Raw genomic sequence first — 15,532 nt, forward strand, 5'->3', positions numbered from 1 at the left:
ACCCAGGCTTATTAGTCCAGCTAAATATGCCGTATTCCCGCACGTCACACAGGTTCACCGCAATGTCCGAGCCACGCCGAACAAAATACGCATTTTCGATACCAAATCGACTTAGCATGCCGGTATGGCAACCACCGAGACCCCCGCCGGGATCGACGGACCGGCATCAGATGCGCTGTTGAAAATGGGACGTTTCTTCTCCCGCTGGGAGGAGACGCCGGACGGCCGCGCCGTCTTCCGTGAGGGTGGTCGCGCGGGTGACGCCTTCTACCGTAACCGCTGGAGCCACGACAAGGTGGTGCGCTCCACCCACGGTGTGAACTGCACGGGGTCATGCTCGTGGAAGGTGTACGTCAAGGACGGCATCATCACGTGGGAGGCGCAGGAGACGGACTACCCCTCCGTGGGTCCGGACCGCCCCGAGTACGAGCCCCGCGGGTGCCCGCGCGGTGCGGCGTTCTCGTGGTACACCTACTCGCCCACCCGCGTGCGCTACCCGTACATCCGGGGCGTGCTGTTGCAGATGTACCGCGAGGCCAAGCAGCTCCACCACGATCCGGTGCTCGCGTGGGAGTCGATCGTCAACGACCCCGTCAAGCGTCGCGAGTTCCAGCAGGCCCGCGGCAAGGGCGGGTTGGTGCGCGCGAGCTGGCAGGAGGCCGTGGAGATGACCGCGGCCGCGCACGTGCACACCATAAAGACCTACGGCCCGGACCGCTGCACCGGCTTCTCGCCGATCCCCGCCATGTCGATGGTCTCCCACGCCGCTGGCGCGCGGTTCATCAACCTCATCGGCGGGGTGATGAACAGCTTCTACGACTGGTACGCGGACCTGCCCGTGGCCTCCCCGCAGGTCTTCGGGGACCAGACGGACGTCCCGGAGTCCGGGGACTGGTGGGACGCTACCTACCTCATGATGTGGGGCTCGAACATCCCGGTGACCCGCACCCCGGACGCCCACTGGCTCGCGGAGGTCCGCTACCGCGGCACCAAGGTGGTCTCGGTGAGCCCGGACTACGCGGACAACACCAAGTTCGCGGACGAGTGGCTGCCCGCGCAGGCCGGCACGGACGCCGCGCTCGCGATGGCCATGGGCCACGTGATCCTCAAGGAGAACTTCGTGGACCGCCGGGTGCGGTTCTTCGAGGAGTACGTCCTGCAGTACACGGACCTCCCGTTCCTGGTCTCGCTGGACCAGCGGGCGGACGGCACGGTGGTCCCGGACAAGTTCGTGACGGCCGAGGACCTCGCGGCCGCGGGGGACGACGACGCCGCGGGGCAGGCCGACCCCGCGTTCAAGACGGTGCTGCTGGACCGGCACACCCACCGCCCGGTGGTGCCCAACGGCTCGATGGGCTTCCGCTACAACGAGCAGGACGAGGGCCGCTGGAACCTGGACCTGGGGGACACCCTGCCGGCGCTGTCCGTGGCGGACTCCGCGGGCTACGAGGGCGGGGTCAGCGCCGTGGAGCTGCCCGCGTTCACGGACCCCACGGGTGTGGGCTCCGTGATCCACCGCGGCGTTCCCACCACCACGGTGGCCGGGCGCACGGTCACCACGGTCTTCGACATCATGCTCGCGCAGTACGGCGTGGGCCGCGACGGCCTGCCCGGTGAGTGGTCCGCGGGCCTCGACGACGCCGCCACCCCCTACACCCCCGCGTGGCAGGAGGAGGTCACCTCCGTCCCTGCGGAGGCCGTGATCCGCACGGCACGGGAGTTCGCTGCCAACGCGGAGAAGTCCCACGGCCGGTCCATGATCATCCTGGGCGCGGGCATCTGCCAGTGGTACCACGGTGACACCACCTACCGGGCGATCCTCGCGATGCTCATGCTGTGCGGCTGCCAGGGCCGCAACGGCGGCGGCTGGGCGCACTACGTGGGCCAGGAGAAGGCCCGCCCCATCACCGGGTGGGCGGCCATGGCGTCCGCGAACGACTGGATGCGTCCCCCGCGGTTCATGATCGGCACCGCGTTCTGGTACATGCACACGGACCAGTGGCGCTCGGACGGGTACTCCTCCGACTCCCTGCAGTCGCCGCTCGCGGAGGGTCACCTGAGAGGCATGCACACCGCGGACGTCGTGGCCCAGTCCACCCGCCTGGGGTGGATGCCGTTCTACCCGCAGTTCCACGAGAACTCGCTGGACGTCGCGGACGCGGCGATCGCCGGTGTGGAACGCGGCGAGGCGGCGTCGGAACCCGAGTGGATCGCACAGAAGCTCAAGAGCGGGGAGCTGAACTTCGCCGTCGAGGACCCGGACGCCCCGGAGAACTGGCCGCGCACGCTCGTGCTGTGGCGCTCCAACCTCTTCGGCTCCTCCGCGAAGGGTGAGGAGTACTTCCTCAAGCACCTGCTGGGCACGCACCACAGCGTGCGCGGCGAGGACCACGCGCAGGCCAAGCCGCAGGACGTGCGCTGGCGGGAGGAGGCCCCCGAGGGGAAGCTGGACCTGCTGGTCTCCGCGGACTTCCGCATGACGTCCTCCACGCTGCTCAGCGACGTCGTCTTCCCCGCGGCCACGTGGTACGAGAAGTACGACCTCTCCTCCACGGACATGCACCCGTACGTGCACGCGTTCACCCCGGCGATCACCCCGCCGTGGGAGGCCAAGACGGACTGGAAGCTGTTCCAGTTGCTCGCGGACGAGGTCGGCAGGCTCTCGGCCGGGCACCTGGACACCCGCAAGGACGTGGTGGCCACCGCGCTGCAGCACGACACCCCCGGGGAGATCGCCCAGCCGGGCGGTCACGTCCCTGACTGGAAGGGCACAGACATCCCCGCGGTGCCGGGCAAAAACCTGCCGCCCATGAAGATCGTGGAGCGGGACTACACGGCGATCGGGGACAAGTTCGTGGCCCTCGGCCCGCTCGCGGACAAGCTCGGGCTGACCACCAAGAACGTGACGTTCGACGTCTCCGCCACGGTGGACCGGCTGGGCCGCCAGCACGGCGTCTTCGACTCCGGTGCGGCGGAGGGCAGGCCCGCCCTGGACTCGGACGCCCGCATGGCCGAGGCCATCCTGAGCCTGTCCGGCACCACCAACGGCGCGCTGGCCACGCAGGGCTTCGAGACCCTCGAGAAGCGGGTGGGCAAGCCGCTGGCGGACCTCGCCCGCGGCTCCGAGGAGAAGCTCATCACCTTCAAGGAGACCCAGCAGGCACCGGTGCCCGTGATCACCTCCCCGGAGTGGTCCGGCTCCGAGACCGGTGGGCGCCGGTACGCGCCGTTCACCGTGAACATCGAGCGCCTCAAGCCGTTCCACACCCTGACCGGGCGGATGCACTTCTTCCTGGACCACGACTGGCTCAAGGACATGGGAGAGATGCTCCCCGTCTACCGCCCGCCGCTGGACATGCACCGGCTCTTCGGCGAGCCGCAGCTCGGCGACAAGGGGGAGCTGTCCATCGCCGTGCGGTACCTGACCCCGCACAACAAGTGGTCCATCCACTCCGAGTACCAGGACAACCTGTTCATGCTCTCGCTCTCGCGCGGCGGCACCACGGTGTGGATGGCGCCGCAGGACGCCCAGGCCATCGAGGTCTCGGACAACGAGTGGGTGGAGTGCGTGAACACCAACGGTGTGTTCGTGGGACGCGCCGTGGTCTCCCACCGCATGCCGCCCGGCGTCGTCTACGTCCACCACGCGCAGGAGCGCACGATCGACGTCCCCAAGTCCGAGACCACGGGCAAGCGCGGCGGCATCCACAACTCCGTGACGCGCATCCTCGTGAAACCCACCCACATGATCGGTGGCTACGCCCACCTGTCCTGGGCCTTCAACTACATGGGGCCCACCGGAAACCAGCGGGACATCGTCTCCGTGGTCCGCAAACGTTCCCAGGAGGTTCAGTACTGATGCGTGTGATGTCGCAAGTTGCCATGGTGATGACCCTGGACAAGTGCATCGGCTGCCACACGTGCTCCGTCACGTGCAAGCAGGCGTGGACCAACCGGGCGGGCACCGAGTACGTGTGGTTCAACAACGTGGAGACCCGCCCCGGGCAGGGCTACCCGCGCCGCTACGAGGACCAGGACCGATGGAAGGGCGGCTGGGAGCTCAACAAGCGGGGCAATCTCAAGCTCAAGTCCGGCGGGCGGCTCAAGAAGCTGGCCCAGCTCTTCGCGTCCCCGGTGCAGCCGGAGCTGAAGGACTACTACGAGCCGTGGACGTACGACTACGAGAACCTGGTCAACGCTCCGGCGAGCGACGACTTCCCCGTGGCGCGCCCCAAGTCCCTGATCACGGGCAAGGACACCAAGATCGAGTGGTCCGCGAACTGGGACGACGACCTCGGCGGCGCCACCGAGATGGGTCACCTGGACCCCGTGGTGGAGAAGCTGCGCAAGGACGCGAACGACCGCATCAAGTTCGAGTTCGAGCAGACGTTCATGTTCTACCTGCCGCGGCTGTGCGAGCACTGCCTCAACCCCTCCTGCATGGCCTCGTGCCCCTCCGGTGCCATCTACAAGCGCACCGAGGACGGGATCGTGCTGGTGGACCAGGACCGCTGCCGCGGCTGGCGCCAGTGCATCACCGGCTGCCCGTACAAGAAGATCTACTACAACCACAAGTCCGGCAAGGCCGAGAAGTGCACGTTCTGCTACCCCCGCATCGAGGTGGGCATCCCCACCGTGTGCGCGGAGACGTGCGTGGGCCGCATGCGCTACATCGGCATCTTCCTGTACGACGCCGACAAGGTCACCCAGGCGGCCGCGACCCCGAACGAGCAGGACCTGTACGAGGCGCAGCTGGACCTCATGCTGGACCCGAACGACCCCGAGGTCATCGAGGCCGCCCGGCGTGACGGGATCCCCGAGGACTGGCTGGACGCCGCCCGCAAGTCGCCGGTGTACGCGCTCGCCAAGACCCTGCGGGTGGCGCTGCCGCTGCATCCGGAGTACCGCACCATGCCCATGGTCTGGTACGTGCCGCCGCTCTCGCCCATCGTGGACCTCCTCAAGGAACAGGGCCACGACGGCGAGGACCCGGAGAACCTCTTCGGGGCGATCGAGTCCCTGCGGATCCCGGTGGAGTACCTCGCGGAGCTGTTCACCGCGGGGGACACCGAGCTGATCACGGACGTGCTGCGCAAGCTCGCGGCCATGCGGGCGTACATGCGGGACATCACGCTCGGGGACGAGCCGGACGAGAGCATCGCGGAGGCGGTGGGCATGACCGGTGCGCAGATCAAGCAGATGTACCGGCTCATGGCGATCGCCAAGTACGACGAGCGCTACGTGATCCCCGCCGCCCACGTGGAGGACGCCCACAACCTGGAGGAGATCGGCTGCTCCCTGGACGTGGACGGCGGCCCCGGGATGGGCCAGACCGGCGTGTTCGGGGAGGCCTCCGGGCGCCCCGCCCCCGTGGCGGTGGAGAACTTCGCGGCGCTCAAGGCCCGCCAGCGTGGGGAGGACCCCACGGGCAACGACCAGCTGGCCGGGCGTGTGAACCTGCTGAACTGGGACGGCAACGGCACACCCTCCGGCCTGTTCCCCGCCCGGATCGGGCAGGGTTCGGAGGCCGGGGAGGATGCGGCGAGCCTCGCGGCGACGTCGTCGAACCCCGGCTCCCGTCCGGACCAGGGGACTGCCGGCGCGGACGGGGCGCGGTGATGGGCCTGCTCGCGAACCTGCTGGGCAAGCCTGGCAAGGGCACCGTGGAGGTCCCCGGCTACCGTGACCGCACGCCGCAGCGCTCCGCGGTGGTGCGCCAGTGCGCCGGGTTACTGCTGAGCTACCCGAGCCCGGAGCTCGTGGCGCAGCTGCCGCTGCTGGAGAGTGCGCTCGAAGAGGTGGGCGTGGACCCGCAGCGGATCGCGCCGCTGACCGCATGGCTGCGCGGGCCGGACCTGCGGGAGATCCAGGGCGAGTACGTCCAGGAGTTCGACCTCTCCCGCCGCCACAGCCTGCACCTGACCTACTGGACGGACGGGGACACCCGACGCCGCGGCGAGGCGCTGTCCGCGTTCAAGCAGGTCTACCGCGCGCACGGGTGCGAGTTCGGGGACGAGGAACTGCCGGACCACCTCCCCGTGGTGCTCGAGTTCGCCGCGCGCGTCTCCGCGGAGGACGGCTTCGAGCTGCTGCAGCGCTACCGCCCGTCCCTGGAGCTGCTGCGCCTGGCGCTGGTCCGGGACGAGCTGCCCCAGGCCTGCGCGGTGGAGCTGATCTGCTCCACCCTGCCCGGGCCCTCGCCCGAGGACGAGTCCGCCGTGGCCCGGATGGCCGGCTACGGCCCGCCCACCGAGGAAGTGGGCCTGGACGCCTACGACCCCCGCCTGCTGCCCATGACCGGAGGAAACCCGTGAACGTGATCGACATCCTGCTCTGGGGAGTCCTGCCGTACGTGGTCATGCTGACCCTGGTGGGCGGGCTGATCTGGCGCTACAAGTACGACCAGTTCGGGTGGACCACCCGCTCCTCGCAGCTCTACGAGTCCCGTCTGCTGCGCATCGCGTCCCCGCTGTTCCACTTCGGCATCCTGGCCGTGCTGGCGGGACACATCATGGGCCTGGTGATCCCCAAGTCCTGGACCGAGGCCGTGGGCATGTCCGAGCACGCGTACCACTTCCTGGCGCTGTCCATCGGCTCGGTGGCCGGTGTGGGCACCCTGGTGGGCCTGGTGCTGCTGATCGTGCGCCGCCGTCTGACCGGTCCCGTGTTCATGGCCACCACCAACAACGACAAGTTCATGTACGTGATGCTCGTGGGCGCCCTGCTGGCAGGGCTCGCCACCACGGTGCTCTCCGTGTTCGACCCCTCCACCGTGGACTATCGCGAGACGGTCTCCCCGTGGTTCCGCTCGCTGTGGATCCTGCAGCCGGACGTGGGCGCCATGGCCGCCGCGTCCACGAGCTTCCACGTGCACGTGCTGTGGGGCATGGCGCTGTTCGCCGTGTGGCCCTTCACCCGCCTGGTGCACGCGTTCACCGCGCCCTTGCACTACCTCTTCCGCCCGTACATCGTCTACCGCTCCCGGGGGGACTCGCTCCGCGCGGGCTCGGTGAACTACCGGCGCGGCTGGGAGCCCATCGGCACCCAGGACCGCGCGAGCACACGACGCCGCACGCGCCCTCCGCGCGAGCACTCCGGTTCCACAGGCTCCGGTTCCACGCGCGCCAAGTAGCACCACACCCGCCCTGTCCCACCGCACCCAGCGAGGAGAACCATGTCCACCGCCCCCGTCGCCGCGGCGACACCGAACCTGAAGCAGGGCCAGCTCAGGAACCTCGTGTTGGCCACCCTGGCCTCCACCGTGGGGTTCTGGGCGTGGACCGTGATCGGGCCGCTGTCCAAGCGCTACGCCACGGAGATGCACCTGAGCCCGGGGCAGACGGCCATCCTGGTGGCCATGCCCATCTTCGTGGGCTCGATCGCCCGCGTGCCCGTGGGGGCGCTCACGGACAAGTTCGGCGGGCGGCTGATGTTCACGGTGATCCTGGGGGTCACCGCGCCGCTCGTGCTGCTCACCGGCGTGGTGGGGGGAATGCACAACTTCCCGCTGCTGGTGGTGGTCGCGTTCTTCCTGGGCATCGCGGGCACGGTCTTCGCGATCGGCATCCCGTTCTGCTCCGCGTGGTACGAGTCCCACCGCAAGGGCTTCGCCACGGGCGTGTTCGGTGCCGGCATGGTGGGCACCGCGGTCTCCGCGTTCTTCACCCCGCGGCTCGTGGCGGCCACCGGGTACTTCACGACGCACGTGATCATCGCCGCGATCGTGGCCGTCAGCGCGGTGCTGTGCTGGCTCATGCTGCGTGACTCCCCGGCGCGCGCGGGCGTCCCCGTGGAGCCGGTGGTGCCGAAGCTGAAGGCGGCGTTCAAGCTCAAGGTCACGTGGCAGCTGTGCTTCCTCTACGCCGTGGTCTTCGGCGCGTTCGTGGCGTTCTCCAACTACCTGCCCACGTACCTCGCCAACGTCTACTCGTACGACCCCACCGCCGCCGGCACCCGCACCGCGGGCTTCGCGGTCGCGGCCGTGATCGCCCGCCCCGTGGGCGGCACCCTCGCGGACAAGCTCGGGCCCAAGGTCATCACGCTGCTGTCCCTGGCCGGGACCATCGTGTGCGCGGTGCTCGTGGCGTTCCAGCCCAGCGGCGAGCACGTGTACGGTCCGCTGTTCCTGCTCATGGCACTGTTCCTGGGCCTCGGCACCGGCGGCGTGTTCGCGTGGGTGGGCCGGGCGACGCCGGCGGCGAACGTGGGCACCGTGGGCGGCGTGATCGCCGCGGCCGGTGGTCTGGGCGGCTACTTCCCGCCCTTGGTCATGGGTGCCACCTACGACCCCGAGAGCAACTCCTACTTCGTGGGGCTCACCCTGCTCGCTGTGTTCTGCCTTGCCGCGTTCCTGCTGGCACTGGTGGTCCGGCACGGGGGGCGCAAGGCCGAGAAGTGAGGTTGGCGGCGTCGTTGTCCGAGGCATGGACGACGACGCCGCTGTCACCCCTCCGAACGGGCGCGTAGCGCGTGCTGCACGAGCGCCATGCACTCCTCGGGGGAGTAGTGCAGCTGCCCGGCCACCTCGTCGAGGTACCGGGCGGCGGCGCGTGCCGCGGCGGCGTCGCGGTCGTCCCGGCCCTGCGCGATGAACGTGCCCTTGCGCCCGCGTGTCTCGATCACGCCGTGGGTCTCCATCTCCCGGTAGGCCTTGGCCACGGTGCCCGCGGACAGCCCCAGCTCGGACGCGAGCGCGCGCACCGGTGGGATGCGGTCACCCACCATGAGTTCCCCGGAGGAGACGTCCCGCAGGACGCATTCCACGAGCTGTTCGTACACCGGTGTGGAAGCGGCGGGATCCACCGTGAACATGCCTTGTCCCCTTCGATCGACTCCCCTCATGGTAGGTGGCCTACCGCTGAAAAGGTGGGGTGGGTGTCCGCCCCGACACGTAGGCTGATGGGGTGTCCGACCACCCAGAACTTCCCGTCCCCGCCGCGGCTCCGGCCGATCCCCGGGCCGTGCAACGCTTCGTCGATCACGCCCTGGGCCGGGCGCGCGTACTCGGACGCGACCTGCCCGCCCCGGGTGAGGGCGCCACGCGTGAACTGTGGCGCGAGCTGAGCGCACTGGGTCGGATGGACCTCGCCTACGCGAGGATCATCGAACCCCACCTGGATGCCTTGGCCATCCTGCGCCAGGCGGGCCGCACCGACCTGATCACCGACCGCGACACGTGGGGCGTGTGGGCCGCGGAGGGGTCGGGCGAGCCGTTGCTGGCCACGCCGTCGTCCGCTGCGCACTCGGCCGATGATGACGCCGCCGACGGTCCGCACTGGACCCTGACCGGGACCAAGCCCTGGTGCTCGCTCGCGGGTTCCGTCTCACGCGCCGTCGTGACCGCGCACGTCACCGACGAGGTCGGGGAACCCACGGGACACCGTCGGGCGTTCGTCGTGGCCACGGACCACCCGAGATTCCGGCCCGAAGCCGCCGCGGGGTGGACGTCCCGCGGTCTCGCCGAGGTCGTCACGGTACCCGTCCGTTTCGGGGGCGTTCCGGCGCAACCGCTCGGCGCGGACGAGTGGTACCTGACCCGCCCGGGCTTCGCGTGGGGCGGGATGGGCGTGGCGGCCGTGTGGCTCGGCGGCGCACAGTCCGTCGCGGATCTGCTGTGGTGCAAACTCGTGCGCCCCGCACGCCCCGTCGACGACGCCGCTCGCACCGCCCTCGGGCAGCTCGACCTCACGCTCGGCGCGGCTCAGGCCGTCCTGGACCGTGCGGCCGCGGCGGTGGACCGCGGCGAGGCCACGGGTGAGCACGGCGCCGCATGGGCGTTGCGCGTGCGCCGCACGGTGGCCGACGCCGCCGACACCGTGATCCGCGTGGTCTCCCGCGCCACCGGGCCCGGTCCGCTCACGGGGGACCCCGCACACGTGCGGCGGGTCGAGTCCCTGCAGGTCTACATCCGCCAGGACCACGCCGAGCGGGACACCGCCGCCCTCGGACGCACCCTGCTGGAGCTGGTCCAGGATGGGTCGGAGGAGACCCCGTGGTGAGCTTCGACCACCGTGATCCGGGCACGCCCGAGGCCGACTGGGCCCGCTGCGGCGCTCTGCACCGCGCCCCCGAGGTGGACTTGACCGGCGTGGACCGGGTCGTCGTGTTCGCGGCCCACCCGGACGACGAGACCCTGGGGGCCGGCGGCACCGTGCACCGGCTCGCGGACGCGGGAGCGGATGTGCGGGTGGTCGTGGCGACCCTGGGGGAGAACTCCCACCCGGATTCACCGACCCACACGCCCGAACGATTGGCCGCATTGCGCCACGAAGAGCTCGCCGCCGCGGTGCACACCCTGACCAGCACGGACACCCCGCCGGAGTACCTCGCCCTGACCGACGGCGGCCTGTCCGAGGATGAACTGTCCGAGCCGGTGGCCCGTCATCTCGAATGGCTCGAGCAGGGGGAGCAGCCGTTGGTGATCGTCACGTGGGAGGAGGACGGGCACACCGACCACGAGGTCCTGGCCCGCACGGTCGTCGCGGCCGCCGGGGCGTGGGGGGTGCGCTGCCTGCAGTACCCCGTGTGGTTCTGGCACTGGGGTTCCCCCACGCGCCTGCCGCGCGGGCTCGTGCGGGTCCCACTGGACGACGCCGCTCGCGCCGCCAAGCGCTCCGCCCTGGCCCACCACGTGACCCAGGTGCAGCCGCTGTCCGACCGGCGGGGGGACGAAGTGCTCCTAGGCCCCCACGTGCTCGAACACTTCGATCGTTCGGTCGAGTTTTTCGTGCTCGGCACGCCCGATCAGCGGACCGTGTTCGACCGTGTGCACACCGCGAGCGCGGACCCCTGGGCCGTGGACACCTCGTGGTACGAGCGGCGCAAACGGGACGTGCTACTCGCGTGCCTGCCGCGGGAGCATTACGGCAGCGTCCTGGATCTGGGGTGCTCCACGGGCGCCCTCACGGTGGAACTGGCCCGGCGCGCGCGTTCCGTGACCGCGGTGGACGCAAGCGACGTCGCCCTGAGCGCCGCCCGCACCCGGCTCGAACGGAAGGGCGTGCCGAACGTGGAACTCGTCAGCGCCGTGCTGCCGCGCGACTGGGACGAGGACTGGTCCCCGCGAGAGCTGATCGTGGTGAGCGAAATGGGGTACTTCTGCTCGCCCGAGCAATGGCGCGAGCTGTTGCGGCGCTGCGTGGCGGCGCTCGCGGACGGCGGGCACCTCGTGCTGTGCCACTGGCGGCACCCGATCGCGGATTGGCCGCTCGACGGCGCGGACGTCCACCGCGAGGCTCGGCGCACTCCCGGGCTGCGCGGGGTGCTGAGCCACCGCGAAACCGATTTCGTGATCGAGGTCTTCGCGCCCGTTCCCGCGGGGGACACATGATCCGCCGGATCGCCGTGATCATCCCGGCGTGCAACGAAGAGGACCGCGTGGGCCGGTGCCTCGAGTCGGTCGCCGGTGCGATCGCGGGGCTGGGTCATGATCCGTCGTTCGCACGGTCCGAGTGGGCGTCCGCCGACGACGTCGCCGGGCCCGCTCCCGGCACGTCCCGAATCGATGCCATGCGGGCCTTGCGGGGGGCGCCGCGCGGTGTGGGGACGGGCGACGTCGAGGTCACGGTCGTGCTCGCCGCGGACGGCTGCACGGACCGGACGGTGGAGCGCGCGCGCCAGGCGTGGGCGGTGTCGAACCGGGACGGTGGCCGAGCCCGACTGGAGATCGTTTCGGGGCAATGGCACAGCGCCGGGGGAGCGCGCGCCGCGGCAGCCCGGCAGGCGCTCGCGGCGTCGGACCCGGAGTGGATCGCCTCCACGGACGCGGACACGATGGTGCCCGAGAACTGGCTGCGCTACCAGGTGCAGCGCGCGGGCGACGGTGTGGATGCGATTCTCGGGACCGTGGAACCGGACCCGGCGGAGTGCCCGCCGCACGTGTACGAGCTGTGGCAGCGCGAACACACGCTCGTAGAGAGCCACCCGCACATCCACGCGGCGAACATGGGTGTGCGCGCCTCGTTCTACGAGCACACGGGCGGTTTCCCGCCCCTGGCGTGCAGCGAGGACGAAGCCCTGCTGGCTGCACTGCACCGAGTGGGCGCACGGGTCGAGGCCACGGACCGGATCCGTGCGGTGACGTCGGGGCGGCTCGAAGGACGTGCGGAGCTCGGGTTCGCGCATCACCTGCGGACGCTCTCACTGCCGCGGGAGGAATCGGAGTGGCGTGCGCCCGCTTCGCCCATCGCAAAAACGCTTGAAGGGCCTCCCTCTCCCGTGGCTAACGTAGAAACCATCAGCATCGTCAATCAGGAGGTATGCCATGAGTGAGAAGTCCATCACCGTCAGCCGTCTCATCGACGCCCCGGCGGAGGAGATCTTCGAGATCTTGACACTGCCCGCCAAACACCCCAGCCTGGACGCCTCCGGGACCGTCATCTCTGGCACGGACCAGCGCATCCAGAACGTCGGCGACGTCTTCGTGATGAACATGAACGCCGAGATGATGGGCGGGGACTACAAGACGGAGAACCACGTCACCGGTCTGGACCCCAACAAGCTCATCGCGTGGAAGCCCTGCCCCGAGGGCACCTCCGTGGAGGACAACGGCTGGGAATGGGTGTACGAGCTGCAGCCCGAGGGCTCGGACTCCACCACCGTGACCCTCACCTACTCGTGGGAGCACGCCAACCCCAAGGTGACGAAGAAGATCAGCTTCCCGCTCTTCGGCGAGAAGGTTCTGGAGGAGTCCCTCGAGCGGCTCGCCTCCACCGTCGCCGGCTCCTGACACCCCGCGGAGCGGTGTGCCCCGCGCCAGAATGACCGTTCGCCCGCGTCCTCCCGAGGGAGGACGCGGGCGTCGTCGTGTCCGGGCGCGGTGCCGCCGCTTCCGCGTGACTCCCGCACGACGCCGCACGGAAACCTCGCGCGGGAGCGGCCCGGGCCCGGGCGCGCACCGGGCGTACCCTGGCCGAGGTCGTGCACGCATGGTACGGCCGGGCCCGGGAAGACGCAGCTGCCCGGGCAGGACAGTCGCAGCAGGAGGTGCACCCGGGTATGGGATCGTCACGCAGGGTGTGGGAGGGGTACGACAAGGGCAGTCCGGGATACAAGCGGATCCTCGTGGCTCTGTTGTGCGCCGGCGTGGCCACGTTCGCCCAGCTCTACTCCGTGCAGGGCGTGCTGCCCATCATGGCCCAGGACCTCGACATCGACGCCGCCCAGGCCGCGCTCGCCGTCTCCACCGCCACGCTGGGTCTCGCCGTGGGGGTGATCCCGTGGTCGCTCGTCTCGGACCGCTGGGGACGACGCTGCGCCATGGTCGCCGCGATCAGCTGCGCCGCCGTCCTGGGCGTGCTCATCAACGTCATGCCCACGTTCGAATCCCTCGTGGGCCTACGGTTCCTGGAGGGCGTGGCTCTGGGCGGGATTCCCGCGGTGGCTATGGCGTACCTCGCGGAAGAGGTCAATCCGCGCTACGGGGCCGTGGCAGCCGGGACCTACATCTCCGGGACGAGTCTGGGAGGGCTCTCCGGGCGCATCGTGGCCGCCCCGCTCGCGGACTTCTTCGGTTGGCGCGTGGGGACGAGCGTCGTCGCGCTGATCGCCGCCGCCGCAGCCGTGACCTTCATCCTGTTGATCCCGCGTCAGCGCGGTTTCACGCCCCAGCCCGTGCGGCTCACGGGGGAGCAGGGGATGATCGCGCACCTGTGGGTCAACCTCAAGGACGTGCGCCTGGTAACCCTCTACCTGCAGGGGTTCCTGCTCATGGGTGGTTTCGTGGCGGTGTACAACTACATCGGTTTCCACCTGGGGGATGAACCGTTCAACGTGCCCCAGAGCGTGGTGTCCCTGCTGTTCCTGGCCTATCTCTCCGGGACGTGGTCCTCCGCGCGGGCGGGAAGCCTCGCCGATCGCTTCGGCCGCCGCCCCGTGTTGATCGCCGCGGCCCTGATCATGCTGGGCGGTCTGCTGCTCACGGTCGTCCCGTGGCTGCCGGTGATCGTCGCGGGGCTGCTGGTGTTCACCGCCGGATTCTTCGCGGCGCACTCCGTGGCCAACGGATGGGTTCCCGCCATGGCCACCGAGGGGCGGGCCCAGGCGTCCTCCCTCTACACGCTCTTCTACTACGGCGGCTCCTCCGCGCTGGGGTACGCCGTCGGCATCGCGTTCACGGGCGCGGGCTGGGGCGGGGCGGCCCTGTGCATCGGTGCGTTGATCGTGATCGCGATCGTCCTGGCCGCCATCTTCCTGCCACGCCGCCCGGTGGTACCCAGCGGGAACTGAGGTGTGCCGCCGGGTAATGTACGACGGAACCCGAGCGGCGTCGTCGTGTGATACCCACCGGGTGGTGAATCGCGCGGCCCGGGGCCCTGGGCCTACGCTGGACGTAACCCGGAACACGTCCGATGGGCCCGCACGTTCCGCGGGCGAACCCCGGTCCGCCGCGGCGGTGCCAGCAAGGAGACCCAGTCATGAGCCAGATCCTCATCCGTCACCTCTTCGGGCCCGGCCCCACCAACCCGTATCCGGAAGCCACCGAGGCGCTGGCACGGCCGCTGCTGGGCCACCTCGATCCGCAGTTCCTGGAGATCATGGACAGTGCATGCGACGGTCTGCGCGCGGTGTGGGGCACCGAGAACCGCCGTACGCTTCCGCTCTCCGCGACCGGTTCGGCCGGGATGGAAGCGGCGTTCGTGAACTTCGTGAACCCCGGAGACCCCGTGGTGATCGCGGTCAACGGTCTGTTCGGGGAGCGCATGTGCGACGTCGCCTGCCGGTGCGGCGCGGACGTGATCCGCGTGGACTTCCCCTTCGGCGAAGCCGTGGACGCGGAGAAGGTCGCCGCGGCCCACCCCTCGCCCAAGATCATCGCGGCGGTGCACGCGGAGACTTCCACGGGCGTGCGCTCGGACATCGCCGCCCTGGGCCGGATCAAGGGTGACGCACTGCTGCTCGTGGACGCCGTGACCTCGATCGGCGGCATCGAGCTCAAGGCGGACGAGTGGGGTATCGACATCGGCTACGCCGGGACCCAGAAATGCCTGGGCGTGGCTCCGGGGCTCGCGCCGTTCACGGTGTCCGAGCGGGCGTGGCAGCGCCGGGTCGAGAAGCCGCGCTCGTGGTACCTGGACCTCGGCATGCTGGGCGGTTACGTGGGGGAGGCCTCCGGTTCCAGTCGCACCTACCACCACACCGCGCCCGTGGCGATGGTCGCGTCCCTCGAGGCGGGTCTGCGCCGTGTCCTCGACGAGGGGCTCGACGCCGTTCGCGAGCGTCACGAGGCCGCCGGCCGCGCGCTGCAGGGCGGTTTGGAGGCCATGGGCCTGGAACTGTTCGCGGCGCAGGGACACCGCTTGCCGGAGCTGACCACGGTCAAGGTGCCCGAGGGGGTCGATTCGGCCGCGGTGCGCAAGGAACTGCTCGAGAAGTACGACATCGAGATCGGCGCCGGTGTGAAGGAGTACACGAACACGGTGTGGCGCATCGGGCTCATGGGTCCGAACGCCGCCCCGGAGTCGGTCACGCTGATCCTGGGTGCGCTGCGGGAGGTGCTGGGCCGGTAACGGGCGCTACCCGCCCTGGACAAGGG

General features: G+C 70.1%; 12 protein-coding genes. 11 read left to right on the top strand and 1 reads right to left on the bottom strand.

Features of this window, described 5'->3' with window-relative positions:
- Positions 1–124 precede the first annotated feature (124 nt).
- Genes RF646_RS09400 through RF646_RS09420 form a run of 5 tightly spaced genes read left to right on the top strand, consistent with a single transcriptional unit; the run spans position 125 to position 8,398 of the window.
- Positions 125–3,859 carry a nitrate reductase subunit alpha gene (locus tag RF646_RS09400; RefSeq protein WP_368835818.1) on the top strand — a complete coding sequence of 1,245 codons (3,735 nt, stop codon included), beginning with the start codon at positions 125–127 and terminating at the stop codon, positions 3,857–3,859.
- The gene (gene narH / locus RF646_RS09405) at positions 3,859–5,619 is read left to right on the top strand and encodes a nitrate reductase subunit beta (protein ID WP_145011151.1); all 1,761 of its coding nucleotides are present in this window, start codon (positions 3,859–3,861) and stop codon (positions 5,617–5,619) included. Before RF646_RS09400 ends, narH begins: the two co-directional genes overlap by 1 nt.
- Positions 5,619–6,314, top strand: a complete 696-nt coding sequence (gene narJ, locus RF646_RS09410) for a nitrate reductase molybdenum cofactor assembly chaperone (protein ID WP_368835819.1) — start codon at positions 5,619–5,621, stop codon at positions 6,312–6,314. Before narH ends, narJ begins: the two co-directional genes overlap by 1 nt.
- Entirely contained in the window at positions 6,311–7,132 is an 822-nt protein-coding gene (gene narI, locus RF646_RS09415; RefSeq protein WP_368835820.1) for a respiratory nitrate reductase subunit gamma, read from the top strand. The genes narJ and narI overlap by 4 nt, the downstream gene beginning before the upstream one ends.
- Before the next feature lie 42 nt (positions 7,133–7,174).
- On the top strand, positions 7,175–8,398 hold the full coding sequence (locus RF646_RS09420) for a nitrate/nitrite transporter (protein ID WP_368835821.1): 1,224 nt from the start codon (positions 7,175–7,177) through the stop codon (positions 8,396–8,398).
- Between the two features lie 44 nt (positions 8,399–8,442).
- Here the strand turns inward: RF646_RS09420 and RF646_RS09425 are convergent, their stop codons facing one another.
- Positions 8,443–8,811, bottom strand: coding sequence for a GntR family transcriptional regulator (locus RF646_RS09425; RefSeq protein ID WP_068468289.1), 369 nt, complete (start codon positions 8,809–8,811; stop codon positions 8,443–8,445).
- A 92-nt stretch (positions 8,812–8,903) separates the two neighbouring features.
- Here RF646_RS09425 and RF646_RS09430 point away from each other — a divergent pair, with 92 nt between their 5' ends.
- From RF646_RS09430 to RF646_RS09455, 6 genes are all read left to right on the top strand, one after another.
- Positions 8,904–9,998, top strand: coding sequence for an acyl-CoA dehydrogenase (locus tag RF646_RS09430; protein WP_368835822.1), 1,095 nt, complete (start codon positions 8,904–8,906; stop codon positions 9,996–9,998).
- Complete coding sequence (locus RF646_RS09435; protein WP_368835823.1) at positions 9,995–11,329, top strand: PIG-L family deacetylase; 1,335 nt, start codon at positions 9,995–9,997, stop codon at positions 11,327–11,329. Before RF646_RS09430 ends, RF646_RS09435 begins: the two co-directional genes overlap by 4 nt.
- The gene (locus tag RF646_RS09440; RefSeq protein ID WP_085106508.1) at positions 11,326–12,270 is read left to right on the top strand and encodes a glycosyltransferase family 2 protein; all 945 of its coding nucleotides are present in this window, start codon (positions 11,326–11,328) and stop codon (positions 12,268–12,270) included. The genes RF646_RS09435 and RF646_RS09440 overlap by 4 nt, the downstream gene beginning before the upstream one ends.
- Positions 12,263–12,727, top strand: a complete 465-nt coding sequence (locus tag RF646_RS09445) for an SRPBCC domain-containing protein (protein ID WP_085106507.1) — start codon at positions 12,263–12,265, stop codon at positions 12,725–12,727. The genes RF646_RS09440 and RF646_RS09445 overlap by 8 nt, the downstream gene beginning before the upstream one ends.
- 269 nt (positions 12,728–12,996) lie before the next feature.
- Entirely contained in the window at positions 12,997–14,226 is a 1,230-nt protein-coding gene (locus tag RF646_RS09450; RefSeq protein ID WP_167318873.1) for an MFS transporter, read from the top strand.
- Between the two features lie 188 nt (positions 14,227–14,414).
- On the top strand, positions 14,415–15,506 hold the full coding sequence (locus RF646_RS09455) for an alanine--glyoxylate aminotransferase family protein (RefSeq protein WP_206479213.1): 1,092 nt from the start codon (positions 14,415–14,417) through the stop codon (positions 15,504–15,506).
- The last annotated feature ends 26 nt before the right edge of the window (positions 15,507–15,532 follow it).

Origin of the sequence: Kocuria sp. CPCC 205261 (assembly GCF_040981025.1) — a bacterium.
GTDB classification, from domain to species: domain Bacteria; phylum Actinomycetota; class Actinomycetes; order Actinomycetales; family Micrococcaceae; genus Kocuria; species Kocuria marina.

Excerpts from the sequence above, each read along its gene's own strand:
- RF646_RS09425 (WP_068468289.1), bottom strand. The coding sequence starts at position 8,811 with ATGTTCACGGTGGATCCCGCCGCTTCCACACCGGTGTACGAACAGCTC.
- RF646_RS09420 (WP_368835821.1), top strand. The coding sequence starts at position 7,175 with ATGTCCACCGCCCCCGTCGCCGCGGCGACACCGAACCTGAAGCAGGGC.
- RF646_RS09400 (WP_368835818.1), top strand. The coding sequence starts at position 125 with ATGGCAACCACCGAGACCCCCGCCGGGATCGACGGACCGGCATCAGAT.
- RF646_RS09455 (WP_206479213.1), top strand. The coding sequence starts at position 14,415 with ATGAGCCAGATCCTCATCCGTCACCTCTTCGGGCCCGGCCCCACCAAC.
- RF646_RS09440 (WP_085106508.1), top strand. The coding sequence starts at position 11,326 with ATGATCCGCCGGATCGCCGTGATCATCCCGGCGTGCAACGAAGAGGAC.
- RF646_RS09445 (WP_085106507.1), top strand. The coding sequence starts at position 12,263 with ATGAGTGAGAAGTCCATCACCGTCAGCCGTCTCATCGACGCCCCGGCG.
- RF646_RS09450 (WP_167318873.1), top strand. The coding sequence starts at position 12,997 with ATGGGATCGTCACGCAGGGTGTGGGAGGGGTACGACAAGGGCAGTCCG.
- narJ (WP_368835819.1), top strand. The coding sequence starts at position 5,619 with ATGGGCCTGCTCGCGAACCTGCTGGGCAAGCCTGGCAAGGGCACCGTG.
- narH (WP_145011151.1), top strand. The coding sequence starts at position 3,859 with ATGCGTGTGATGTCGCAAGTTGCCATGGTGATGACCCTGGACAAGTGC.